Origin of the sequence: Salmonella sp. NW722, from assembly GCF_051702785.1 — a bacterium.
Lineage (GTDB): Bacteria > Pseudomonadota > Gammaproteobacteria > Enterobacterales > Enterobacteriaceae > Salmonella > Salmonella enterica.
In genome coordinates this window covers 132,356-156,602 of record NZ_JAMMIN010000008.1, presented here as the reverse complement: position 1 = coordinate 156,602, position 24,247 = coordinate 132,356, and the positions used below count along the sequence as shown (strand labels likewise).

The following is a 24,247-nucleotide window of genomic DNA, read 5'->3' as shown; positions in this document are numbered from 1 at the left end:
ACCCGCCTTATTGAGGTGAGAATAATGAAAATGAAGAAAAGTCTCGTCGCCCTCTGTTTAACCGCAGGGCTGTTCGCCAGCGTGCCGGGTATCAGCCTGGCGGAAGTGAACTATGTACCGCAAAATACCAGCGCCGCGCCCGCTATTCCTGCTGCCGCGCTACAGCAATTAACCTGGACGCCTGTAGATCAGTCAAAAACGCAGTCTACCCAACTGGCGACGGGCGGCCAGCGCCTTGACGTCGCCGGCATTACCGGCCCGGTCGCCGCTTATAGCGTTCCGGCGAATATCGGCGAGCTGACATTAACTCTGACCAGCGAGGTCAATAAGCAAGCCAGCGTTTTTGCACCAAACGTGTTGATTCTTGACCAAAATATGACGCCTTCGGCGTTCTTCCCCAGCAGTTACTTTACTTATCAGCAGCCGGGCGTCATGAGCGCAGACCGGCTGGAAGGCGTGATGCGCCTGACGCCTGCGTTGGGACAGCAGAAACTCTATGTTCTGGTGTTTACGACCGAAAAAGATCTTCAGCAAACCACTACGCTGCTCGATCCGGCAAAAGCCTATGCCAAAGGCGTCGGTAACTCTATCCCGGATATTCCCGATCCAGTTGCTCGCCATACCACTGACGGCGTGGTGAAACTGAAGGTGAAAACCAACAGCAGCTCCAGCGTATTGGTCGGGCCGTTGTTTGGCTCGTCCGGTACCGGGCCGGTAACGGTAGGCAATACCGCCGCGCCGGTCGCTGCGCCAGCGCCAGTCGCGCCGAAGAAAAGCGAACCGATGTTGAACGATACGGAAAGCTACTTTAATAAAGCGATTAAGGATGCCGTAGCGAAAGGCGACGTCGATAAAGCGCTGAAACTGCTTGATGAGGCCGAACGTCTGGGATCGACATCTGCCCGTTCCACCTTTATCAGCAGTGTAAAAGGCAAGGGGTAATTGTTTCCCCACAGTGCTGATTTTGCAGCAACTGGTGCGTCTCCTGGCGCACCTTTTTTTGTCATTTCATGCGAATTGTTATTTTTTTGTTGCGCAACAGATCACTTAATTGTGATTGCGCCCCCCGTAATGTCTTTTCTGAGATACAATGACTTTAGGTTATGAATCGGAGAGTAAGGCATGTCACACCCTGCGTTAACGCAACTGCGTGCGCTGCGCTATTTTGATGCGATTCCTGCGCTTGAACCCCATTTGCTGGACTGGCTGTTGCTGGAAGATTCTATGACTAAACGTTTTGAGCAGCAGGGAAAGCGGGTAAGCGTGACGCTGATTCGGGAAGCGTTTGTCGGCCAAAGTGAGGTCGAGGAAGCATCAGGTTTACTGCCATCCGAGTCCCGCTACTGGTTACGTGAGATACTGCTTTGCGCTGACGGCGAGCCCTGGCTTGCCGGACGTACCGTGGTACCGGAATCCACGCTGTGCGGACCTGAACAGGTCTTACAACATCTGGGTAAAACCCCGCTTGGACGTTATCTATTTACATCATCGACACTGACCCGCGATTTTATTGAAATTGGACGCGATGCAACGCTGTGGGGGCGCCGCTCTCGACTGCGGTTGAGCGGAAAACCGCTGTTGCTTACCGAGCTTTTTTTACCTGCATCGCCGCTGTACTGAGAGGAAGATAAAGATGGAGTGGAGTCTGACGCAGAGTAAGCTGCTGGCGTTTCACCGTTTGATGCGTACAGATAAGCCTATTGGCGCGTTGCTGCTGCTCTGGCCGACGCTTTGGGCGCTATGGGTGGCGACGCCGGGTATGCCTCAGCTGTGGATTTTGGCGGTTTTTGTCGCTGGCGTATGGTTAATGCGCGCGGCGGGCTGCGTGGTAAATGATTATGCCGATCGTAAATTTGACGGACATGTAAAACGTACGGTCAACCGGCCTTTACCCAGCGGCGCCGTGACAGAGAAAGAAGCGCGCAACCTGTTTGTGGTACTGGTGCTGCTGGCGTTTCTGTTGGTGCTGACGCTGAACGCTATGACGATTCTGCTTTCCGTGGCGGCGCTGGCGTTGGCCTGGGTTTATCCCTTTATGAAACGCTACACTCACCTGCCGCAGGTCGTGCTGGGGGCCGCTTTCGGCTGGTCAATCCCCATGGCGTTCGCCGCGGTGAGCGAATCCCTGCCGTTGAGCTGCTGGCTGATGTTCCTCGCCAATATTCTCTGGGCGGTGGCTTACGATACGCAATATGCGATGGTCGACAGAGATGATGATATCAAGATAGGCATTAAATCGACGGCGATCCTGTTTGGTCGTTATGACACATTAATTATCGGGATTCTGCAGCTTGGCGTCATGGCGTTAATGGCGCTGATCGGTTGGTTGAATGGTCTGGGATGGGGATATTACTGGGCTGTGCTGGTGGCGGGCGCGCTGTTTGTCTACCAGCAAAAACTGATTGCGAACCGTGAGCGTGAAGCCTGCTTTAAAGCCTTTATGAACAATAACTACGTTGGCCTGGTGCTATTTTTAGGGCTGGCGATGAGTTACTGGCACTTCTGATGTCATGCCGGGCGAACCCGACCTACAAAGCCAAAATTTTCAATACGTCATATCAGTCGCCCGATGAGCTTACGCCATCGGGCATTTCAGGCACTGGCTTACTCGCCCTGCGTCGCGCTTTCAATCGTCAGACGGACATCAGAGGTAATCAGATCGGCAAGCATCTGATATATCTTCATCGTTTCTGCCGGTTCGGCATCGCCCGTATCACTGATATAACCCTCATCCCGTAGCGTCAACACGAGTGAACTGAACACCGCTTTGTCGAAAAACTCCGGCGCGTTAATACCGTGCAGGACAGACAGACGTTGCGCCACGGTACGGCTTTCTTTCTCCAGCGTACTGCGGTTGATGGACGGATTGGCGCTCAACAGCCAGAACGTAATGGCATAACGCTGTAGCGTTTCACGCGCGCCTGCCGCCAGCAGCTGCAGCGTACGGGAATGCGTCGGGTTGATATGCAGTTCATCATCCTGCAGGGTAATTAGCCCCTGACGCTGCATTTCACTGGCCAGCGCGTCGATGACCGAGGCTAACTCCTCGCGCTCCCAGCGCAGGAACAGCTCCGCTTTTAACATCGGATAGAGCGCTTCAACATGCTGCTGCAACGCATCACGCGAAATGCGACGATGCTGGGTGATAATCGCCGCCATCAGCGAAGGCATAATCAACATATGCGCGATATTGTTACGATAGTAGGTCATCAACACCGCCTGCTCGCGCGGCAGAATGATGATATCGCCAATAGTGTCTTTCTCGACCTCAAACTTATTCATCTGCAGCGCGTGAGCGATGAGCTCGCCAGCGCTGGCGGCAGGAACGGTTGAGTCTGTGGAATAAGGGACATTGCGCATCAGATCGAGATAGCAATCAAGCTGTTCGGTGAGCTGCTCGCGGGTGAGCGAGCGCTGACGCGACGCCAACAGCGCGGTACAACACAGGTTCATCGCGTTTGCCGCGCCAGCGTTGTTAATACGCACCATCAGATCGGCGGCGATACTATTTACCGTCGGCGTCAGCCAGGCTGGGCGTATGGCCTCTATAGGGTCGATAGATTCGCGCCACTCCGGCACATGCTGGTTCAGGTACGTCATGAGCGGCATCGGTTCGCCAAAGTTAACGTAGCCCTGACCCAGATTGCGCAGCTTGCTCAAGCCTTTCAGCATTTGCGGCAGGCTCTCTTTCTCTTTTGTCGCGCCGCGCAGCTCTTTCGCATAGGTGCCCACTTCCATGACGTGCTCATAGCCGATGTAAATAGGCACTAACGTAATTGGACGGGTACCGCCGCGCAGCATCGCCTGGATAGTCATCGACAGGGTGCCGGTTTTCGGGTCTAACAAACGTCCGGTACGCGAACGTCCTCCTTCGACAAAATACTCTACGGAGTAGCCGCGGCTGAACAGCTCGCCCAGGTATTCGCGAAAGACGGTGGAATAGAGTTTATTCCCCTTAAAGGTGCGACGAATAAAGAACGCGCCCAGACGACGGAAAATCGGGCCAGCGGGCCAGAAATTAAGGTTAATACCGGCGGCAATGTGCGGCGGAACCAGTCCCTGGTGATACAGCACATAAGAAAGGAGCAAGTAGTCCATATGGCTGCGATGACAGGGCACATAGACGATTTCATGCCCGTCGTGCGCCAGTTGGCGTACGCGCTCGGCGTTATGCACGTTAATCCCCTGGTACAGTCGGTTCCAGGTAAACCCCAAAATCCTGTCGGTCAAACGAATCATCTCGTAAGAGAAGTTCGCCGCGATCTCTTCCATCAGCGCAATGGCGTTTTGCTGCGCTTTTTCATGAGAGATTTTCTTACTACGCGCTTCGTCTTCTACCGCGCGGGCGATCGCTTTCGAGGCCAGCAGTTTGTTAAACAGATCCTGACGGGCTGGCAGGCGTGGGCCAACCGCCGCCAGGCGCTGGCGGGCAAAGTGCATACGCGCCACGCGAGCCAGCTTCTGCGCGATGATTTTATCGGTGCCGTGTTCATCAGCCATACGACGCAATGAGACGGACGGCGAGAATCGGACAAAGCTATCGCGACCCAGCCAGGAGATGGCAAAGAATTTCTGTACGCCGTTCAGCATACGTAAAGGCGGGTTATCTTCTCCCTTTTCACGACCCGGCGCGCGGCCAAACATCACGGAAACGGGCACCATCTGCACGTCCAAAGCCGGATTACTCCGATGCAGATCGAGATAATCGTGAAAAAGTTTCACCGACTCTTCTTTTGGCGTGTAATAGGTAAAGACACGCGGTCCGCCGTGAATAAATACATAGCGTGGCAACAGCGCGCCGTCGATCTCCAGCGGCTCCAGCGGATCCGGGAGATCGTGCGCCAGACATTGAGCCCGCAGCGTCAGTAAGTCCGCTTTTGAGTTGTATGGCAAGACATACATAATGGGGCGAGAAGTATCGAGCCCCAATTCCTGGGCGGGTTCCGCCGGAATAGACTTGCTTTTTACCAGTATGCTTAATGGTAAATTCAGTAATTTGTAGTAAATTCGTGGCCAGCCGGACATAAACGATGTAAAGCCTCTGGTTAATAATGCAAATGCGGTGCAAGGATATCAGAAAGTTTAGCGAATTTCTGTTGTATCCCGTCATACTTCGCGCTGCGTTACGGCAGTCCGAATCGTGCAGGGCAACCGTATAATGTCATTGACGTTAATAATGTAAAAAGGTTCTTTTGATGGCCAATAATACCACTGGATTCACCAGAATTATCAAAGCGGCAGGATATTCCTGGAAAGGATTTCGCGCCGCATGGACTCACGAAGCAGCGTTTCGCCAGGAAAGCCTCGCGGTATTGCTGGGCGTCATCATCGCCTGCTGGCTGGATGTGGATGCGATTACCCGTGTGTTATTGATAGGTTCCGTTTTACTTATCATGATTGTTGAAATCCTCAACAGCGCTATTGAAGCGGTCGTGGACCGCATCGGTTCTGAATACCATGAGCTTTCCGGCCGTGCGAAAGATATGGGATCGGCTGCGGTGCTGCTGTCTATTTTCGTTGCCCTGATGACCTGGGGCATCCTGTTATGGTCACATTTTCGATAAAGGTTCCAAATTTTATAAATCTCTTGTTTTTTGCGCCGTTTGTGGTTCCAAAATCACCTTTAACTGTATATACTCACAGCATGACTGTATATACACCCAGGGGGCGGAATGAAAGCGTTAACGGCCAGGCAACAAGAGGTGTTTGATCTCATCCGGGATCACATCAGCCAGACAGGTATGCCACCGACGCGTGCGGAAATCGCGCAGCGTTTGGGGTTCCGTTCCCCAAACGCGGCGGAAGAACATCTTAAAGCGCTGGCGCGCAAAGGGGTGCTTGAAATCGTTTCCGGTGCATCGCGAGGTATCCGTCTGTTACAGGAAGAAGAGGACGGATTACCGCTTGTCGGGCGTGTCGCGGCGGGTGAACCGCTTCTGGCGCAGCAGCATATTGAAGGCCATTACCAGGTCGATCCTTCACTGTTCAAACCCAGCGCCGATTTCCTGCTGCGCGTGAGCGGTATGTCGATGAAAGACATCGGTATTATGGATGGGGATTTGCTGGCGGTACATAAAACGCAGGACGTCCGTAATGGCCAGGTGGTTGTCGCTCGCATTGACGATGAAGTGACAGTAAAACGCCTGAAAAAGCAGGGCAATAAAGTGGAGCTGCTGCCGGAAAACAGCGAGTTTACACCGATAGTGGTGGATCTGCGCGAACAAAGCTTTACGATTGAAGGGCTGGCGGTAGGCGTCATTCGCAACGGGGAATGGTTGTAATCTCTTTTTAATCTCCTTGTAAGCCGTCATCCGGCAATCGTGCAGCCTGATGGCGCTGCGCTTATCAGGCCTACGGGAATGCAGTTCCTGAGATGATTAATTTGTAGGCCGGATAAGGCGTTACGTCGCCATCCGGCAATGCGCTCGTTTCGTTTAACTCCTTGTCAGGCTTTTCTCCATGCCGCTTTTTACCTCCTCTGATAAAGCTCTCTGGCGTCTCGCGCTGCCGATGATTTTTTCTAACATCACCGTCCCCTTACTGGGGCTGGTCGATACGGCGGTGATTGGTCATCTGGACAGCCCGGTTTTCCTGGGCGGCGTGGCGGTGGGCGCGACTGCCACCAGCTTTCTTTTCATGCTGCTGCTATTTCTACGTATGAGCACCACCGGCCTAACGGCGCAGGCATTTGGCGCCAAAAATCCGCAGGCGTTAGCCCGGGCGCTCATTCAACCGTTATTGCTGGCGCTGGGCGCTGGCGTGATGATTGTGCTATTTCGCACGCCGCTTATCGAGCTGGCTTTACATATTGTCGGCGGGAACGACGCTGTCCTGGTGCAGGCGAGACGCTTCCTTGAAATTCGTTGGCTAAGCGCTCCCGCGTCACTGGCGAATCTGGTGCTGCTCGGGTGGCTGTTAGGCGTTCAGTATGCGCGGGCGCCGGTTATCTTGTTGGTCGTGGGCAATATCCTCAACATCGCGCTCGACCTGTGGCTGGTGATGGGGCTTCATATGAACGTGCAGGGCGCCGCCCTGGCGACGGTCATCGCAGAATATGCCACGTTACTGATCGGCCTCATGATGGTACGTAAAGTTCTCCATCTCCGCGGTGTGTCGCTGGATATGCTAAAACAGGCCTGGCGCGGCAACGTGCGCCGCCTTTTGGCGCTCAATCGCGATATTATGCTGCGCTCATTGCTCCTTCAGCTTTGTTTTGGCGCAATCACGGTGTCAGGCGCGCGGCTGGGCAGCGATATTATCGCGGTAAATGCAGTCCTGATGACCTTACTCACCTTTACGGCCTATGCGCTGGACGGTTTTGCTTATGCGGTGGAGGCGCACTCCGGTCAGGCTTACGGCGCGCGTGACGGTAGCAAGCTACTGGACGTCTGGCGAGCGGCGTGTCGTCAGTCAGGAATTGTGGCCTTGTTGTTTTCCACAGTCTATGCCCTGGCAGGCGAACATATTGTCGCGTTACTGACCTCATTGCCGCAAATACAGCTACTGGCGGATCGGTATCTTATCTGGCAGGTGGTATTACCGCTGGTGGGCGTATGGTGCTATCTGCTCGACGGTATGTTTATTGGCGCGACGCGCGCCGCCGAAATGCGCAATAGCATGGCAGTCGCCGCGGGAGGATTTGCGCTGACGCTCTTCGCCCTGCCGGTATTAGGAAATCATGGTTTATGGCTGGCATTAACCGTGTTCCTGGCGCTTCGCGGTCTGTCGTTGAGCCTTATCTGGCGTCGTCACTGGCGCGAGGGTACATGGTTTGCCAGATCGTGACGGTTAAAAATTCTGAATATAAAACCGAAGGCCGAATTCCTGCCTACAATTATTATCACGTCCAGCAGAAATTGCAGTGCATTTGGGCGAATAACACCTGCTATTCCTAACCGAATGATGAGGACAAGATGATGAATAAAGACGAAGCCGGCGGTAACTGGAAACAGTTTAAAGGTAAAATGAAAGAACAATGGGGCAAACTGACCGATGACGATATGACCGTTATCGAAGGTAAACGCGACCAACTGGTAGGTAAAATCCAGGAGCGTTACGGTTACCAGAAAGATCAGGCGGAAAAAGAGGTTGTTGACTGGGAAACCCGTAACAACTATCGCTGGTAATATGTTTTCCCCTACCAGGAGTACATGGATGTGCTTCCCACGGTTTGCTTATGAATGCGGGCGTGCCCCTCTCTACTGCCGCCCGTTTTCCGTTCAGGCTAACGCGGTTTTTTCTTCACCAGCACCGAGTGATCGTGACCACAATCGCCCGGATGGCGACACGCTTCCACTTCTACACACGCAGGGCACAGACCGTGCGCCTCAATAACGTTATGTCGTAGCGCAAAGCCCATTTTAGCCGCCAGCGTATGCATGATGTCTTCCACGCCCTCGGCACACTCTTCCTTCACCACGCCACAACGATCGCAGATAAACATGGCCGAGCTGTGCGTCGGCTGGTCGAACAGGTGGCAAACCACATAACTATTGGTGGATTCCACTTTATGGACAAAACCCTGTTCGAGCAAAAAATCCAGCGCGCGGTAAATGGTGGGCGGTTTGGCCTGTGGTTCCGTTTCGCGCAGCAAATCGAGCAAATCGTATGCGCTGATGGCACCCTGTTGCAGACTCATCAGGCGCAGCACTTCGAGGCGCTGAGGCGTCAGGCGCACGTTGCGCTGCGCGCAGAGTTTTTCAGCTTGCGCCAGTAACTCTTGCGTTGTGGTCTTTTCCATGTAGCACCTCGAATGGCATGAAAGTCTAATCCGTTACTTTACCACGAGCTGCTTAAAACTCTGAAATTACCCCGCGACAATATATCGCCTGCTAAGCTTTTCCGCGCCAGTATTCTCATCTATACATAATGAGGGTCGATATTATAACAACAGGATTTAACATCACTATTTCACAGCAATAGTTCGCCTCTGTCCGGTAAAGCGTGGCGGAGGGATTACTTCACCTGATAATAAGATGGGCTAACTGTGAACAAAAACGTCAAACTTTCACTGATTGCTATCGCGGTCTCGCTTTTTATGGCAAAGCAGGCGAGCGCCGCCAATACCTGGACGGAAGCGCGTAATGACGCAATGGGCGGGACGGGCGTTGCGTCCGCGAATTATGGCAGCGGAGTACTGTTAAATCCGGCGTTACTGGCAAAAGCCAAACCGGAAGACAATATCACTGTTGTCCTTCCTGCGGTCGGCGTCCAGATTACGGATAAAGACAATCTCCAGGATGAAATTGACGATATCAGCGATAAAGTGGATTACTACGATGAGGTCGTCGATAACCTTACGCTGGGGCAAATTCTGCTCCATCCGCGAGGCGTGCTGAGTCAATTTCAGGGCGCCGCGCGCGACCTGGCCGATGAGCTGGAATATCTCAACGGAAAAACCGCCCGCGCCAATGCCGGCGCTGGGTTGGCGGTAAGTATTCCAGGGCAAACGCTTTCCGTGGCGTTTATCGCCAAAGGTTATGCGCATGGGCGCGTGAGTTCGTCCATTGATCAGAACGATATTCAGTATCTGCGCGATATCCAGCATGATGAACGTGTCGCGCTTCGTGAAGCAGGACGCGCTGCTTTGCTGGGGTCTGACGAAATTACAAAGCATTTAAACTCTACCGCGTCGGGGCGGGTAGCGATTGTATCTGACTACGGTATTGCGCTGGCGAAGCAGTTTGTGGTGGGTGAGGTGCCTGTTTCCATTGGCGTTACGCCAAAACTGCAAAAAACCTGGCTCTATAACTACACCACCTCAATTTATAACTACGACAGTAGCGACTGGAATAGCAGCCGTTATCGCAATGACGATACGGGTTTTAACATTGATGCGGGGCTTGCTGCCGATATCGGTGAAAACTGGACGTTGGGGCTGAGCGGGCAAAATCTGGTATCTCGCGATATCGATACGAAAGATATTTACATCACTAATGGTATGACGGGAGAAACCACCAACTACAAAGATACATACCAAATCCGCCCCCTGGTTACCGCGGGCATCGCATGGCATAACGATTTGCTGACCGTAAGCGCCGATGGCGATCTGACGGAAACGAAAGGCTTTAAGAGCGAAGACAATTCACAGTACGTGGGTGTCGGCGCTGAAGTTCGACCGTTGTCATGGCTGGCGGTGCGCGCAGGGTATCGTGCGGATGTGAAAAATAACGATAGCAATGTGGTTACCGGCGGTCTTGGCTTTGCGCCCTTTAACCGTGTGCATCTCGATTTAATGGGACTGTACGGCGAAGATGAAACCTGGGGGGCTGGCGCGCAGCTTACAATGACATTCTGAGGTGCTTTCACCGGAGGCGCTACGCCTCCGGTTTAGCGTTATGCTATAGTAACGCCCCTTTTTTAACCGGATGCTTATTTATTCGCCATGCAGCCTGAAACCCAGTCCTCCGCTTTACCTGCTTATCGCTTCTCCATCGCGCCTATGCTCGACTGGACGGACAGACATTGCCGCTATTTCCTGCGTTTGCTGTCTCGCCAGACGCTGCTCTACACCGAAATGGTGACCACGGGCGCGATTATTCACGGTAAGGGGGACTATCTGGCTTACAGCGAAGAAGAGCATCCGGTCGCTCTACAGCTTGGTGGAAGCGATCCGGCTCAGCTTGCGCATTGTGCAAAGCTGGCGGAAGCGCGTGGCTACGATGAAATTAACCTCAACGTGGGGTGCCCTTCCGATCGCGTGCAAAATGGTATGTTTGGCGCCTGTTTGATGGGCAATGCGCAACTGGTCGCCGATTGTGTTAAAGCCATGCGTGATGTCGTCTCGATTCCGGTGACGGTAAAAACCCGCATTGGTATTGACGATCAGGACAGCTATGCGTTTCTGTGTGATTTCATCAATACGGTTTCCGGTCAGGGCGAATGCGAGATGTTTATTATCCATGCGCGCAAAGCCTGGCTTTCTGGCTTAAGCCCGAAAGAAAATCGTGAGATCCCGCCGCTGGATTACCCGCGCGTCTATCAGCTAAAGCGGGATTTTCCGCACCTGACCATGTCCATTAACGGCGGCATCAAATCGCTGGAAGAGGCGAAGGAGCACCTGCGCCATATGGATGGCGTCATGGTTGGCCGCGAGGCTTATCAGAATCCGGGTATACTGGCCGCGGTGGATCGGGAGATCTTTGGTGCCGATACCACCGATGCCGACCCGGTTGCGGTGGTTCGCGCGATGTATCCCTATATTGAGCGTGAATTGAGCCAGGGAGCGTATCTGGGGCATATCACTCGCCATATGCTGGGGTTGTTCCAGGGCATCCCCGGCGCGCGGCAGTGGCGTCGCTATCTGAGCGAAAACGCCCATAAAGCTGGCGCGGATGTTGCTGTACTGGAGCAGGCGCTAAAACTGGTGGCAGACAAGCGTTAAAAGTTCGCCAAAAATTAGTCAATCTCACCACGCTCTGTGCAGTCTTGCAGGGCGTTTTCTTTATATATCAAAAACATAAATATTGGCATGATTTTTGTAATAGCTTACCTGACCAAACCCGGTAAGCGCCGTGCCGCCGGGCAATGCCATCTTTATGGGGAGCGACTATGCTGGAACTACTTTTTGTGCTTGGCTTTTTTCTGATGTTAATGGTGACGGGCGTCTCCCTGCTGGGCATTCTGGCCGCGCTGGTTGTAGCGACTGCCGTCATGTTCCTGGGCGGAATGTTCGCCCTGATGATCAAGCTGTTACCGTGGCTACTGCTGGCGGTGGCTGTGGTGTGGGTGATCAAAGCAGTAAAAACGCCAAAAATCCCACAGTATCAGCGCAATAACCGTCGGTTTTACTAAGGTATTGAGCGGTTCGTCACAACCTGGAACTTTGCCCTCACAGGCAAATAGGAATCGATTATTAAATCTGTCATGATTGCGCAGGTAACAAATTCATCGCGCTGTACCCTACATACAGCCGAACAAAAAAAGAAAGGGCTTCCCGGGTGGAAGCCCAATTTCTTTGCAGAGCTATTACGGAATCAGCAGGCTTGAGCCCTGTGTGGCCCGGCTTTCCAGCACCTCATGCGCGCGACGGGCATCTTTTAACGCATAGCGTTGATTTTCAGCCACATCAACTTTAATCACGCCGCTGGCAATCAATGAGAACAATTCATTGCTGGCTTCGGTCAGTTCTTCACGCGTCGTAATATACCCCTGTAGTGAAGGTCGCGTGGCATACAGGGAACCTTTCTGATTCAGAATACCTAAATTCACGCCGGTGACGGGGCCGGACGCATTGCCGAAACTGACCATCAGTCCCCGTCGTTGCAGGCAGTCCAGTGAGGCTTCCCAGGTATCTTTCCCCACGGAGTCATAGACCACGCGGACTTTTTTGCCGCCGGTGATCTCTTTTACCCGTTCGACAATGCTCTCCTCACGGTAATTAATCACCTGCCAGGCGCCGGCGTCCAGCGCCCGCTGCGCTTTTTGCGCGCTACCGACGGTACCGATAAGCTTCGCGCCCAGCGCTTTTGCCCATTGGCAGGCGATCAGACCGACGCCGCCCGCAGCGGCATGAAACAGGAAGGGTTCGTCGGGTTTCACTTCATAGGTTTTGCGCAACAGGTAAAAAACGGTCAACCCCTTGAGAAAAGAGGCTGCCGCCTGTTCGAAGGAAATGGCGTCAGGTAAAATCGCGGCTTTATCTGCGGGGACGTTATGGACGGAACTGTAAGCGCCGAGCGTTGACTGCGCGTAGACGACGCGATCGCCCACGCGAATGTGCTCCACGCCGTTGCCGACTTTACTGACCACACCCGCAGCTTCGGTTCCCAGGCCCGCAGGCAACGACGGGGGCGGATAGAGTCCGCTACGGATATAGGTGTCGATGAAGTTGATACCAATGGCTTTGTTCTCAACCTGGATTTCGTGTTCCGCCGGTTCCGCTGGCGTAAACTCCACGGTCTGAAGCACTTCCGGACCACCATGCTTGTGAAATTCAATACGCGTTGCCATGCTTCCTCCAAAAGAAATGTGGTAATCTTTCGACCCAATCACTATCTCGGTAACTCCATTCACTATGGCAGGAAATAAACCCTTCAACAAACCACAGACTGATGCCCGCGACCGCGATCCGCAGGTTGCCGGGATAAAAGTGCCGCCGCACTCGATTGAAGCGGAACAGTCGGTGTTGGGCGGTTTAATGCTGGATAACGAGCGCTGGGACGATGTGGCCGAGCGCGTGGTGGCGGAAGATTTCTATACCCGCCCGCATCGCCATATCTTTACGGAGATGGGGCGCTTGCAGGAAAGCGGCAGTCCTATCGACCTGATTACGCTCGCGGAATCGCTGGAGCGGCAGGGCCAACTGGACAGCGTCGGCGGTTTCGCCTATCTGGCGGAGCTGTCTAAAAACACGCCAAGCGCGGCGAACATCAGTGCTTATGCGGACATTGTGCGCGAACGCGCCGTGGTCCGCGATATGATCGCGGTGGCGCATGAAATTGCGGACGCCGGTTACGATCCACAGGGGCGCAATAGCGACGAACTGCTGGATCTGGCGGAGTCGCGCGTCTTCCAGATCGCGGAAAACCGGGCCAACAAAGACGAAGGTCCGAAAAGCATCGACCAGATTCTCGACGCTACCGTGGCGCGTATTGAGCAGTTGTTCCAGCAACCGCACGATGGCGTTACAGGCGTGGATACCGGCTATCAGGATCTCAATAAAAAGACGGCAGGGTTACAGCGTTCGGATTTGATTATCGTCGCGGCGCGCCCCTCCATGGGTAAAACCACTTTTGCGATGAACCTCTGCGAAAATGCGGCGATGTTGCAGGATAAACCGGTACTGATCTTTAGTCTGGAGATGCCCGGCGAACAGATCATGATGCGTATGCTGGCCTCGCTGTCCCGCGTCGATCAGACACGTATTCGTACCGGTCAACTCGATGATGAAGACTGGGCGCGAATCTCCGGCACGATGGGCATTCTGCTGGAGAAACGCAATATGTATATTGACGACTCCTCAGGTCTTACGCCGACAGAAGTCCGTTCGCGCGCGCGGCGTATTTTCCGCGAACATGGCGGGTTAAGTCTGATCATGATCGACTACCTGCAATTGATGCGCGTGCCGTCGCTTTCTGATAACCGTACTCTGGAAATCGCCGAAATTTCTCGCTCGCTGAAAGCGCTGGCGAAGGAACTCCAGGTGCCGGTCGTGGCGCTATCGCAGCTTAACCGCTCCCTGGAACAACGCGCGGATAAACGTCCGGTGAACTCCGACCTGCGTGAATCCGGCTCTATTGAACAGGATGCCGACTTAATTATGTTTATCTACCGTGATGAGGTTTATCACGAGAACAGCGACTTAAAAGGCATTGCTGAAATTATTATTGGTAAGCAACGTAACGGTCCTATCGGTACGGTTCGTCTGACGTTCAATGGTCAGTGGTCGCGCTTCGATAACTATGCGGGACCGCAATACGATGATGAGTAACTCTCCGTCATTCTTTTAACAAGGAATTCAAATGCAAGCGGCAACAGTCGTCATTAACCGCCGCGCTCTGCGACACAACCTGCAACGTCTGCGTGAACTGGCGTCTGCCAGTAAGCTGGTTGCGGTGGTGAAAGCGAACGCTTATGGACACGGTCTTCTGGAGACCGCGCGAACGCTCCCTGATGCTGACGCTTTTGGCGTGGCGCGTCTTGAAGAGGCTCTACGTCTGCGAGCGGGCGGGATCACGCAGCCTATCCTGCTGCTGGAGGGTTTTTTCGACGCCGCCGATTTGCCGACCATTTCCGCGCAATGTCTGCATACCGCCGTACATAATCAAGAGCAGCTTGCCGCCCTGGAGGCGGTGGAGCTGACGGAGCCGGTAACGGTCTGGATGAAACTGGATACCGGTATGCATCGTCTCGGCGTGCGCCCCGAAGAGGCGGAGGCGTTCTACCAGCGTCTGACGCACTGTAAAAATGTACGCCAGCCGGTGAATATCGTCAGCCATTTTGCCCGTGCGGATGAGCCGGAATGCGGCGCTACCGAACATCAGCTCGACATTTTTAATGCCTTCTGTCAGGGTAAACCCGGTCAGCGCTCTATTGCCGCGTCTGGCGGTATTCTGCTGTGGCCGCAGTCTCACTTTGACTGGGCGCGTCCGGGCATCATTTTGTATGGCGTATCGCCGCTGGAGCACAAACCCTGGGGGCCGGATTTTGGTTTTCAGCCGGTGATGTCCTTAACCTCCAGTTTGATCGCGGTGCGTGACCACAAAGCGGGAGAACCGGTGGGCTACGGCGGGACATGGGTGAGTGAGCGCGATACGCGCCTGGGCGTGGTGGCGATGGGTTATGGCGATGGCTACCCACGAGCGGCGCCTTCCGGTACGCCAGTACTGGTCAATGGCCGTGAAGTCCCGATTGTCGGGCGGGTGGCGATGGATATGATTTGCGTGGATTTGGGGCCAAACGCGCAGGATAACGCGGGCGATCCGGTGGTCTTATGGGGTGAAGGTCTGCCGGTTGAACGTATCGCTGAAATGACAAAAGTAAGTGCTTACGAACTTATCACACGCCTGACCTCAAGGGTGGCGATGAAGTATATTGATTAAATACGCGGCGGGCCGGGTGGCGCCTGCGCTTATCCGGCTTGTATCGCGCATTGGCTGTAGGCCGGATAAGACGTTCACGCCGCTATCCGGTAATATGCGCATCCACCACAACATCCTCTCGATCTTCTCGTCCTTCCGGTTTATTGTGTTATTTCCTGCCCTCTGTAAACCTGGAGAACCATCGCGTGTTTCAAAAAGTTGACGCCTATGCCGGCGATCCGATTCTTTCACTGATGGAGCGTTTTAAAGACGACTCCCGTCACGACAAAGTAAATCTGAGCATTGGCCTGTATTACAACGAAGACGGGATTATCCCACAGCTCAAAACGGTGGCCGAAGCCGAAGCCCGGCTTAACGCGCAGCCGCATGGCGCTTCGCTGTACCTGCCGATGGAAGGACTCAATACTTATCGCCATACTATCGCGCCTTTGCTCTTTCGCGCCGATCACCCGGTTCTTCAGCAACAGCGCGTGGCCACTATCCAGACATTAGGCGGCTCCGGCGCGCTGAAAGTAGGCGCGGATTTCCTGAAGCGTTATTTCCCCGACGCAGGCGTATGGGTGAGCGACCCCACCTGGGAAAACCATATTGCGATATTTGCCGGGGCAGGATTCGAAGTGAGTACTTACCCCTGGTATGACGACGCGACTAACGGCATCCGTTTTAACGATCTGCTGGCCACGCTGAATACGTTACCTGCGCGCAGTATCGTGCTGCTGCACCCCTGTTGTCACAACCCGACCGGGGCGGATTTAACGCCTTCGCAATGGGATGCGGTGATTGAAATAGTGAAAGCGCGCGATCTGATTCCGTTCCTTGATATTGCCTATCAGGGGTTTGGCGCAGGCATGGACGAGGATGCTTACGCTATTCGCGCCATTGCCAGCGCCGGGTTACCTGCGTTAGTCAGTAATTCTTTTTCGAAGATTTTCTCGCTGTACGGCGAGCGCGTCGGCGGCCTGTCCGTGGTGTGTGAAGACGCTGAAATTGCCGCGCGGGTTCTGGGACAGCTAAAAGCGACGGTGCGCCGAATTTACTCCAGTCCGCCGTGTTTCGGCGCTCAGGTGGTCGCTACGGTCCTGGGCGATGAGGCGTTAAAAGCGGGCTGGCTGGCGGAAGTCGACGCGATGCGTAACCGCATTATATCGATGCGCCAGACGCTGGTGAAGGAGCTGAAGGCGGAGATGCCTGACCGCAACTTTGATTACTTGTTACAGCAGCGCGGTATGTTCAGCTATACCGGGTTAAGCGAGGAGCAGGTCGAGCGGTTGCGCGATGAGTTTGGCGTTTACCTGATTGCCAGTGGCCGCATGTGTGTCGCCGGGCTTAATGCTTCAAATGTACACCGCGTGGCGAAGGCATTTGCCGCTGTCATGTAATATTCAGGCCGGACGGCGATAACAGTGCCCTCCGGCCTGACAATAGCTGTTGTGATCATCCTCTTTTTTCGTAACAAAACCGCAGATAATCCTTCCTTTTGACCGTTACTGGCGTTATGGTCAGATAGTTTTTTGAGCAAAGGCTCATCTTAATAATTATAATATTTTGAATTTTAAGGGAAAAGCATGAAAAAAATAACCCTGGCGCTAAGTGCCGTCTGTTTGTTGTTTACGCTAAACCATTCCGCGAATGCGTTAGTATCTTCCCCTTCGACGCTCAATCCGGGCACTAACGTTGCAAAACTCGCGGAACAAGCGCCTGTCCATTGGGTCTCTGTCGCCCAGATTGAAAACAGCCTCACCGGACGCCCGCCGATGGCGGTCGGCTTTGATATTGACGACACCGTGTTATTTTCCAGCCCCGGATTCTGGCGCGGAAAGAAAACCTACTCCCCGGACAGCGACGATTATCTGAAAAATCCGGCCTTTTGGGAAAAAATGAACAACGGCTGGGATGAGTTCAGTATTCCAAAAGAAGTGGCCCGACAGCTCATTGATATGCATGTTCGCCGTGGCGACAGTATTTACTTTGTCACTGGTCGTAGTCAGACGAAAACGGAAACCGTGTCGAAAACGCTGGCGGATAACTTCCATATTCCGGCGGCGAATATGAATCCGGTGATTTTCGCCGGCGATAAACCGGAACAAAATACGAAAGTACAGTGGCTGCAGGAGAAGAACATGCGTATCTTCTACGGCGATTCGGATAACGATATTACCGCGGCTCGTGATTGTGGTATCCGCGGTATTCGCATCCTGCGCGCGGCTAACTCCACCTACAAACCGCTGCCGCAGGCAGGAGCGTTTGGCGAGGAAGTCATTGTCAACTCGGAGTACTAAAAATCAGGAGAGCGTCAGGCTCTCCTTTTTTGCATGATTTTTGCACAAACTTGCCCCGCTGGCTTTTACCTTTTCCAGACTTGCTGCACACTATTCAGGAGACGTTTGTTTTTAGGAAGGAGCAGCCTATGTGGTATCAGCGCACCATTACACTGAGCGAGAAGCCGCGCGGGTTTCATCTGATAACAGATGAAATTATCGATAAATTGTCTGGCTTACCGCCTGTCGAAACGGGTTTGCTGCATCTGTTGTTGCTACACACCTCGGCCTCGCTGACGTTAAACGAAAACTGCGATCCCACCGTGCGCGCTGATATGGAGCGCCATTTCCTGAAAACCGTTCCCGATAATGCGGCGTATGAACATGATTACGAAGGGGCGGATGACATGCCTTCGCATATTAAGTCGTCAGTATTGGGCGTCTCGTTGCTGCTGCCTGTACGCCAGGGGCGTTTACAGTTAGGAACATGGCAAGGTATCTGGTTGGGAGAGCACCGTATTCACGGCGGTCCACGTAAAATCATCGCGACACTACAAGGGGAATGATAATGACCATTTCGGAATTACTGCAATACTGCATGGCAAAACCTGGCGCAGAGCAGAGCGTCCACAGCGACTGGAAAGCGACGCAAATTAAAGTGGAAGATGTACTTTTCGCGATGGTAAAAGAAGTTGAAGGACGCCCGGCAGCCTCTCTCAAAACCAGCCCGGAACTGGCAGAGTTGTTACGTCAGCAGCACAGCGATGTACGACCGAGTCGGCACCTTAATAAAGCGCACTGGAGCACGGTCTATCTGGACGGATCGCTGCCGGATTCACAACTCTATTATCTGGTCGATGCCTCTTATCAACAGGCGGTAAATGCGCTGCCGGAAGATAAACGCAAGCAGTTGCCGCAGTCCTGATTATAGCGCGCCGACCAACAACGCCAGGGCGATATCAATGAGGCGGATGACCGTAGACCGGATACGGCTGCCGAGGGCGATTTGCGCATTATTGGCGCGTAGCCTGGCGAGGTCCCGCTGTCCTTCCAGCAGAATAATCATATCGTCGTCGTCCAGCCAGCCGCGAGCATGTTCCTGAAGCGCGCGGGCGATAAACGCGGCGGACTCGCGGATACCGTCGTCGCTGTCTTCTCTTGCCTGCTTATACGTCTGGATAAACTCGGCAATCGCCGAAGAGACTACAGGGTGTTCGGCTCGGGCGGTGGTCATCAGGTTATGTATTTCGTTAATAGACGCCATTTTCTTCTCCCTGAGTGCAGCGGGCGCCCCAATGCAGACACTCACCCTGTATGGCTAATTTCCAGACCTGATTATTTTGCCGTTGGTATCTCTCAGCCTGGATGTAAGTAAGTGGTTGCTTACGTTGCATAACCCGCGCATAAAGACGCAAATAGTGATTTTTCAGCAGCGCCAGATTATCGAGTCGGTGTTTATCCCCACCTTGACAGGCGACCCGCTCAGCCTGAAAAAATGTCTGGCGGATATCGCGGTCATCCTTGAGCAGTGTCTCTTTTTGCCACGGTATTCGCGCCGCGTCCTGCAGGAAGCGGGTTGAGCGCGCTTGTAATAGCGTCAGTTGTTGAAAAGCCACGGCGCTAAAGCGGTCAGGCAGCGTACAGGCGGATAAAAACAGGCACAGCAGTAGTGTGATTGCGTAGGGCAACTTCATGGTGTTTTCCATAACAGACCGTTTGCGCTATCACATGTCAGAGCGAGGCGGCACGCAAATCACAAATGCTCAACACGGATACAATGAGGTGGGATGAGGAAAAATGATGCCGCTTCCCGGCGAATCGGAAAGCGGCGTGAAGGTTATTTGAGCATAGGTTTAAGGAAGCGGGCGGTATGCGACGCCTCGCACTCCGCCACGGTTTCCGGCGTACCGGAGACGAGAATTTCGCCGCCGCCGCTGCCGCCTTCCGGGCCGAGGTCGACAATCCAGTCCGCCGTTTTAATGACGTCCAGGTTGTGTTCGATCACCACGATGGTGTTGCCCTGATCGCGCAACTGATGCAGAACGTCAAGCAGCTGCTGAATATCGGCAAAGTGTAGGCCGGTGGTCGGCTCGTCGAGAATATACAGCGTCTGCCCGGTACCGCGCTTCGACAGTTCGCGCGCCAGCTTCACGCGCTGGGCCTCGCCGCCGGAAAGCGTCGTCGCCGACTGACCAAGACGGATATAGGTCAGTCCCACGTCCATCAGCGTCTGCAGCTTACGTGCCAGCGCCGGAACCGCATCAAAGAACTCACGCGCTTCTTCAATGGTCATATCCAGCACTTCGTGGATGGTCTTGCCTTTGTACTTAATCTCCAGCGTTTCCCGGTTATAGCGCTTGCCTTTGCACTGGTCGCACGGCACGTAAATATCCGGCAGAAAGTGCATTTCGACTTTAATGACGCCATCGCCCTGGCACGCTTCGCAGCGACCGCCGCGCACGTTGAAGCTGAATCGCCCTGGCGTATAGCCGCGCGAGCGAGACTCCGGCACGCCAGCAAAAAGCTCGCGAACCGGGGTAAAGACACCCGTATAGGTCGCCGGGTTGGAACGCGGGGTGCGCCCGATCGGGCTCTGGTCGATATCGATCACTTTATCGAAATGTTCCAGCCCCTGAATATCCCGATACGGCGCCGGTTCGGCGATAGTCGCCCCGTTTAACTGACGCTGGGCGATGGGGAACAGCGTGTCGTTAATCAGCGTCGATTTACCGGAACCCGAGACGCCGGTGATACAGGTAAACAGCCCTACCGGTAGCGTAAGGGTCACATCTTTCAGGTTGTTGCCGCGCGCGCCGGTGAGTTTGAGCACTTTTTCTGGATTTGCCGGCACACGTTGTTTCGGCACTTCAATTTTGCGTTTACCGCTCATGTACTGGCCGGTCAGCGATTCCGGTACCGCCATAATGGCTTCCAGCGGGCCTTCCGCCACCACCTCGCCGCCGTGAACGCCCGCGCCGGGGCCAATATCAATCACATGGTCGGCGGCGCGGATGGCGTCTTCATCGTGTTCCACCACAATCACGGTATTGCCAAGATTGCGCAGATGAATCAGCGTACCCAGCAGCCGTTCGTTATCACGCTGGTGCAGACCGATGGACGGCTCATCCAGCACATACATCACGCCGACTAACCCGGCGCCTATCTGGCTCGCCAGACGAATACGCTGGGCTTCGCCGCCGGAAAGCGTTTCTGCCGAGCGGGAGAGCGTGAGATAGTTCAGGCCGACGTTCACCAGAAACTTGAGGCGATCGCCGATCTCTTTTAGCACTTTTTCGGCGATTTTCGCCCGTTGCCCGGAAAGCTTGAGATTAGTGAAAAAATCCATCGCATGGCCAATGCTCATATCGGAAATAGCAGGCAGCGGCGTATTTTCCACAAATACATGGCGCGCTTCGCGATTCAGTCGCGTGCCTTCACAGCTGGCGCAGGGGCGATTACTGATGAACTTCGCCAGCTCTTCGCGCACCGCGCTGGATTCCGTCTCTTTATAACGGCGCTCCATATTATGCAGCACGCCTTCGAACGGATGGCGGCGCACGGAGGTATCGCCGCGATCGTTCATATATTTAAATTCAATGTTCTCTTTGCCGGAACCGTACAGCACGACTTTATGTACGTTGGCGCTAAGGCTTGCCCACGGCGCATCTACGTCGAACTTATAGTGTTCCGCCAGCGACTTGAGCATTTGAAAGTAGTAAAAATTGCGACGATCCCAACCACGAATCGCGCCGCCTGCCAGCGACAGGTCGGGATTCTGGATCACGCGGTCCGGATCGAAATATTGCTGAACGCCGAGCCCGTCACAGGTCGGGCAGGCGCCTGCCGGGTTGTTGAACGAGAACAGACGCGGTTCCAGTTCGCGCATACTGTAGCCGCAAATCGGACAGGCAAAATTGGCGGAGAACAGAAGCTCCTCCGCTTTCTCATCGTCCATATCGGCAACAACCGCCGTGCCGCCGGATAATTCCAGCGCCGTTTCGAACGACTCCGCCAGGCGTTGGGAAAGATCGTTACGAACTTTGAAGCGATCGATCACCACCTCAATGGTATGTTTCTTTTGCAGCTCCAGCTTCGGCGGATCGGAGAGATCGCAGACTTCGCCGTCAATACGGGCGCGAATGTAACCCTGGCTTGCCAGATTTTCCAGCGTTTTGGTGTGTTCGCCTTTACGCTCTTTAATAATCGGCGCGAGCAGCATCAGACGTTTGCCTTCCGGCTGTGACAGTACGTTATCGACCATCTGGCTAACGGTTTGCGCCGCCAGCGGCACGTCATGGTCCGGACAACGCGGCTCGCCCACGCGGGCAAACAGCAGGCGCAGGTAGTCGTGGATCTCGGTAATAGTACCCACCGTAGAGCGCGGGTTGTGCGATGTCGATTTCTGTTCAATTGAGATCGCGGGCGATAACCCCTCAATATGGTCGACATCCGGTTTTTCCATGAGCGACAAAAACTGCCGCGCGTAAGCGGAGAGCGATTCAACGTAACGACGCTGCCCTTCGGCATACAGAGTGTCGAAAGCCAGTGAGGATTTGCCTGAACCCGAAAGCCCGGTCACGACAATCAGTTTGTCGCGGGGGATGACGAGGTTAATATTTTTGAGATTATGGGTGCGGGCGCCCCGAACTTCGATCTTATCCATTCACCTTTCCCGGTAGAGACTCGGATGCCTGGTTTGTTTGAAGGACAAACGGCAGAAACGGCTAATTATGACACAATTTAACCTGTTTGAATATACAGTATTGGAATGCATCTTCAGCTAAAGTATGCAACAATATGAGGTTCGCGCGAGTGACCTGGAACCTGCATCGCAGCTATTAAAATGCTACGTGGAAATGGTACACTCACGCGTTTACACTATTTATGAAACGTATTCAGGAGACTCAATTATGGCCAGCAGAGGCGTAAACAAGGTGATTCTCGTTGGTAATCTGGGCCAGGACCCGGAAGTACGCTATATGCCGAGTGGCGGCGCTGTCGCCAACTTAACGCTGGCTACTTCTGAATCCTGGCGCGATAAGCAGACCGGCGAAATGAAAGAGCAGACTGAATGGCACCGGGTGGTGATGTTCGGCAAACTGGCGGAAGTGGCCGGCGAATATCTGCGTAAAGGTTCTCAGGTGTATATCGAAGGTCAATTGCGTACCCGCAAGTGGACCGATCAGAGTGGCCAGGAACGCTATACGACTGAAATTAACGTTCCGCAGATCGGCGGCGTAATGCAGATGCTGGGTGGTCGCCAGGGCGGCGGCGCACCGGCAGGCGGCCAGCAGCAGGGGGGTTGGGGTCAGCCGCAACAACCTCAGCAGCCGCAGGGCGGCAACCAGTTCAGCGGCGGCGCGCAGTCGCGTCCACAGCAATCCGCGCCAGCGCCGTCTAACGAACCGCCAATGGATTTTGACGACGACATTCCGTTCTGATTTTTGGTAAAAAACTCAAAGCGTTATTTGCATTTTCGCTATAGTTCTCGTCTGCTGAAATGCCTGGTGTAAACCAGGCATTTTCTTACCTGGTATTATTGTCTTTGTATCCCTTTCAAAAAAGAGAAGCGCATATCTTACGGAAAAATGTCGCTTATCGCCTCTGGCCGACTCGCCTCGGCACATCATTATCCAGCCGAAGTTCATAAATGTACTGCAATAACCCGGATTGTCTTAAATATGAAAGAGAAAACTCATCTGCAAAATATATAATTTATAGCCATTTTTTGACAACAAAAAGATATTATAAAATAACGTTAGAGAATGGTCGGTATTATCAATAGTTAATTAAATGTTTGCTTTAGCTTGTGATGATCTCAAATATGATATGTGCATCTTGCTTTATTTTTAATTGCTGAAGATAAAGTTGTTACTTATAGCTGGCTTTATATAAAAAATGGTTTTATTTGTGTGTGTTTTTACGCAATTCTGATTTTTTACTCCCCACTTATTATATTTTTAATGATTTAAGTTATATTGAAGTCCCTATGACCCTATGTTTTAATTGTGAAAATTAATTTTATCCTCTGGAGGCAAATTTATTAAATACGTATGGTTATAACGCGTATTAAAAAGAAATATGTCCTTAAAATGATTTAGAGTTTCAATGATTAGCTAACAAATCTATTTATCGGCGGGTGGTTTTAATTTGCTGATGACTATTTTTTATTTATGAGTTGAGAGCTTATGCGATACCTATTATTGGGGAAGATATAGTTAGTGCAATAATTGATGTCTACCTAATTAAAAAATGAAGAGTGTTTTAATTAAAGCACTCATCTTTGTTGTGGGCGCATAAAAATGGCGTCGTTGTTTTTATTTTTCTGATTACGAGATGTAAGAAAACTGAACTCTATAAAGCGTATTGGTAGCAGGAAGCCAAGGGCGGTAGCGTTCACTTTCTGAATAAGTTGAGCATCCATTATCCTTTCTAATCCACAAAAAC

Annotated in this window: 24 protein-coding genes; 18 read left to right on the top strand and 6 right to left on the bottom strand. The window is 53.2% G+C overall.

Annotation, left to right across the window (positions count from 1 at the left end; translation table 11 throughout):
- Positions 1 to 24 precede the first annotated feature (24 nt).
- The 3 genes from malM (at position 25) to ubiA (ending at position 2,506) form a co-directional block, all read left to right on the top strand.
- Positions 25 to 942 carry a maltose operon protein MalM gene (malM, locus tag NA330_RS19205; protein WP_000782497.1) on the top strand — a complete coding sequence of 306 codons (918 nt, stop codon included), beginning with the start codon at positions 25 to 27 and terminating at the stop codon, positions 940 to 942.
- Between the two features lie 180 nt (positions 943 to 1,122).
- Positions 1,123 to 1,620 (top strand): chorismate lyase, encoded by a 498-nt coding sequence (gene ubiC, locus NA330_RS19200; protein WP_000019219.1) that lies wholly within the window; start codon positions 1,123 to 1,125, stop codon positions 1,618 to 1,620.
- Positions 1,621 to 1,633: 13 nt separating this feature from the next.
- Entirely contained in the window at positions 1,634 to 2,506 is an 873-nt protein-coding gene (gene ubiA / locus NA330_RS19195; RefSeq protein ID WP_000455249.1) for a 4-hydroxybenzoate octaprenyltransferase, read from the top strand.
- A gap of 98 nt (positions 2,507 to 2,604) precedes the next feature.
- Here the strand turns inward: ubiA and plsB are convergent, their stop codons facing one another.
- Entirely contained in the window at positions 2,605 to 5,025 is a 2,421-nt protein-coding gene (gene plsB, locus NA330_RS19190) for a glycerol-3-phosphate 1-O-acyltransferase PlsB (protein WP_000017360.1), read from the bottom strand.
- Positions 5,026 to 5,195: 170 nt separating this feature from the next.
- On the opposite strand from plsB, the gene NA330_RS19185 reads away from it, so the two are divergent.
- The 5 genes from NA330_RS19185 (at position 5,196) to NA330_RS19165 (ending at position 8,126) form a co-directional block, all read left to right on the top strand.
- The gene (locus NA330_RS19185) at positions 5,196 to 5,564 is read left to right on the top strand and encodes a diacylglycerol kinase (protein ID WP_000002902.1); all 369 of its coding nucleotides are present in this window, start codon (positions 5,196 to 5,198) and stop codon (positions 5,562 to 5,564) included.
- Positions 5,565 to 5,672: 108 nt separating this feature from the next.
- A complete protein-coding gene (gene lexA, locus NA330_RS19180) occupies positions 5,673 to 6,281 on the top strand; it encodes a transcriptional repressor LexA (protein WP_000646079.1) in 609 nt (202 codons plus the stop codon).
- Positions 6,282 to 6,459: 178 nt separating this feature from the next.
- Complete coding sequence (dinF, locus tag NA330_RS19175; RefSeq protein WP_001128113.1) at positions 6,460 to 7,785, top strand: MATE family efflux transporter DinF; 1,326 nt, start codon at positions 6,460 to 6,462, stop codon at positions 7,783 to 7,785.
- Positions 7,782 to 7,895, top strand: coding sequence for a hypothetical protein (locus NA330_RS19170; RefSeq protein WP_001575282.1), 114 nt, complete (start codon positions 7,782 to 7,784; stop codon positions 7,893 to 7,895). Before dinF ends, NA330_RS19170 begins: the two co-directional genes overlap by 4 nt.
- Before the next feature lie 21 nt (positions 7,896 to 7,916).
- Positions 7,917 to 8,126, top strand: a complete 210-nt coding sequence (locus NA330_RS19165) for a CsbD family protein (RefSeq protein ID WP_001030592.1) — start codon at positions 7,917 to 7,919, stop codon at positions 8,124 to 8,126.
- Between the two features lie 98 nt (positions 8,127 to 8,224).
- On the opposite strand, the gene zur is transcribed toward NA330_RS19165, so the two are convergent.
- The gene (gene zur / locus NA330_RS19160) at positions 8,225 to 8,740 is read right to left on the bottom strand and encodes a zinc uptake transcriptional repressor Zur (RefSeq protein WP_000416271.1); all 516 of its coding nucleotides are present in this window, start codon (positions 8,738 to 8,740) and stop codon (positions 8,225 to 8,227) included.
- Between the two features lie 246 nt (positions 8,741 to 8,986).
- On the opposite strand from zur, the gene NA330_RS19155 reads away from it, so the two are divergent.
- The 3 genes from NA330_RS19155 to pspG all read left to right on the top strand — a co-directional run bounded on the left by NA330_RS19155 (position 8,987) and on the right by pspG (position 11,793).
- A complete protein-coding gene (locus NA330_RS19155) occupies positions 8,987 to 10,297 on the top strand; it encodes a conjugal transfer protein TraF (RefSeq protein WP_023242461.1) in 1,311 nt (436 codons plus the stop codon).
- Between the two features lie 87 nt (positions 10,298 to 10,384).
- Positions 10,385 to 11,383 carry a tRNA dihydrouridine(20/20a) synthase DusA gene (gene dusA, locus NA330_RS19150; RefSeq protein ID WP_001182233.1) on the top strand — a complete coding sequence of 333 codons (999 nt, stop codon included), beginning with the start codon at positions 10,385 to 10,387 and terminating at the stop codon, positions 11,381 to 11,383.
- A 167-nt stretch (positions 11,384 to 11,550) separates the two neighbouring features.
- The gene (gene pspG, locus NA330_RS19145; RefSeq protein WP_000891414.1) at positions 11,551 to 11,793 is read left to right on the top strand and encodes an envelope stress response protein PspG; all 243 of its coding nucleotides are present in this window, start codon (positions 11,551 to 11,553) and stop codon (positions 11,791 to 11,793) included.
- Positions 11,794 to 11,967: 174 nt separating this feature from the next.
- Here the strand turns inward: pspG and NA330_RS19140 are convergent, their stop codons facing one another.
- Positions 11,968 to 12,951, bottom strand: coding sequence for a quinone oxidoreductase (locus NA330_RS19140; protein ID WP_000235550.1), 984 nt, complete (start codon positions 12,949 to 12,951; stop codon positions 11,968 to 11,970).
- A gap of 64 nt (positions 12,952 to 13,015) precedes the next feature.
- Here NA330_RS19140 and dnaB point away from each other — a divergent pair, with 64 nt between their 5' ends.
- The 6 genes from dnaB (at position 13,016) to NA330_RS19110 (ending at position 18,725) form a co-directional block, all read left to right on the top strand.
- Positions 13,016 to 14,431, top strand: a complete 1,416-nt coding sequence (dnaB, locus tag NA330_RS19135; protein ID WP_000918353.1) for a replicative DNA helicase — start codon at positions 13,016 to 13,018, stop codon at positions 14,429 to 14,431.
- Between the two features lie 31 nt (positions 14,432 to 14,462).
- Complete coding sequence (alr, locus tag NA330_RS19130; RefSeq protein ID WP_023242460.1) at positions 14,463 to 15,542, top strand: alanine racemase; 1,080 nt, start codon at positions 14,463 to 14,465, stop codon at positions 15,540 to 15,542.
- Positions 15,543 to 15,727: 185 nt separating this feature from the next.
- Positions 15,728 to 16,921, top strand: coding sequence for an aromatic amino acid transaminase (gene tyrB / locus NA330_RS19125; protein WP_023242459.1), 1,194 nt, complete (start codon positions 15,728 to 15,730; stop codon positions 16,919 to 16,921).
- A gap of 186 nt (positions 16,922 to 17,107) precedes the next feature.
- Positions 17,108 to 17,821 (top strand): acid phosphatase AphA, encoded by a 714-nt coding sequence (gene aphA, locus NA330_RS19120; RefSeq protein WP_000724435.1) that lies wholly within the window; start codon positions 17,108 to 17,110, stop codon positions 17,819 to 17,821.
- Between the two features lie 128 nt (positions 17,822 to 17,949).
- Entirely contained in the window at positions 17,950 to 18,366 is a 417-nt protein-coding gene (locus NA330_RS19115) for a secondary thiamine-phosphate synthase enzyme YjbQ (protein ID WP_000270392.1), read from the top strand.
- 2 nt (positions 18,367 to 18,368) lie between these two features.
- Entirely contained in the window at positions 18,369 to 18,725 is a 357-nt protein-coding gene (locus NA330_RS19110) for an MmcQ/YjbR family DNA-binding protein (protein ID WP_000155665.1), read from the top strand.
- On the opposite strand, the gene NA330_RS19105 is transcribed toward NA330_RS19110, so the two are convergent.
- From NA330_RS19105 to uvrA, 3 genes are all read right to left on the bottom strand, one after another.
- Entirely contained in the window at positions 18,726 to 19,064 is a 339-nt protein-coding gene (locus NA330_RS19105) for a hypothetical protein (RefSeq protein ID WP_000146590.1), read from the bottom strand.
- A complete protein-coding gene (locus NA330_RS19100; RefSeq protein ID WP_072103195.1) occupies positions 19,051 to 19,506 on the bottom strand; it encodes a hypothetical protein in 456 nt (151 codons plus the stop codon). Before NA330_RS19100 ends, NA330_RS19105 begins: the two co-directional genes overlap by 14 nt.
- A 131-nt stretch (positions 19,507 to 19,637) precedes the next feature.
- Positions 19,638 to 22,463: an excinuclease ABC subunit UvrA gene (gene uvrA, locus NA330_RS19095; RefSeq protein ID WP_000357725.1), complete on the bottom strand. Its 2,826-nt coding sequence runs from the start codon at positions 22,461 to 22,463 to the stop codon at positions 19,638 to 19,640.
- A 247-nt stretch (positions 22,464 to 22,710) separates the two neighbouring features.
- On the opposite strand from uvrA, the gene ssb1 reads away from it, so the two are divergent.
- Positions 22,711 to 23,241, top strand: a complete 531-nt coding sequence (gene ssb1, locus NA330_RS19090; protein ID WP_000168322.1) for a single-stranded DNA-binding protein SSB1 — start codon at positions 22,711 to 22,713, stop codon at positions 23,239 to 23,241.
- Positions 23,242 to 24,247: the final 1,006 nt, after the last annotated feature.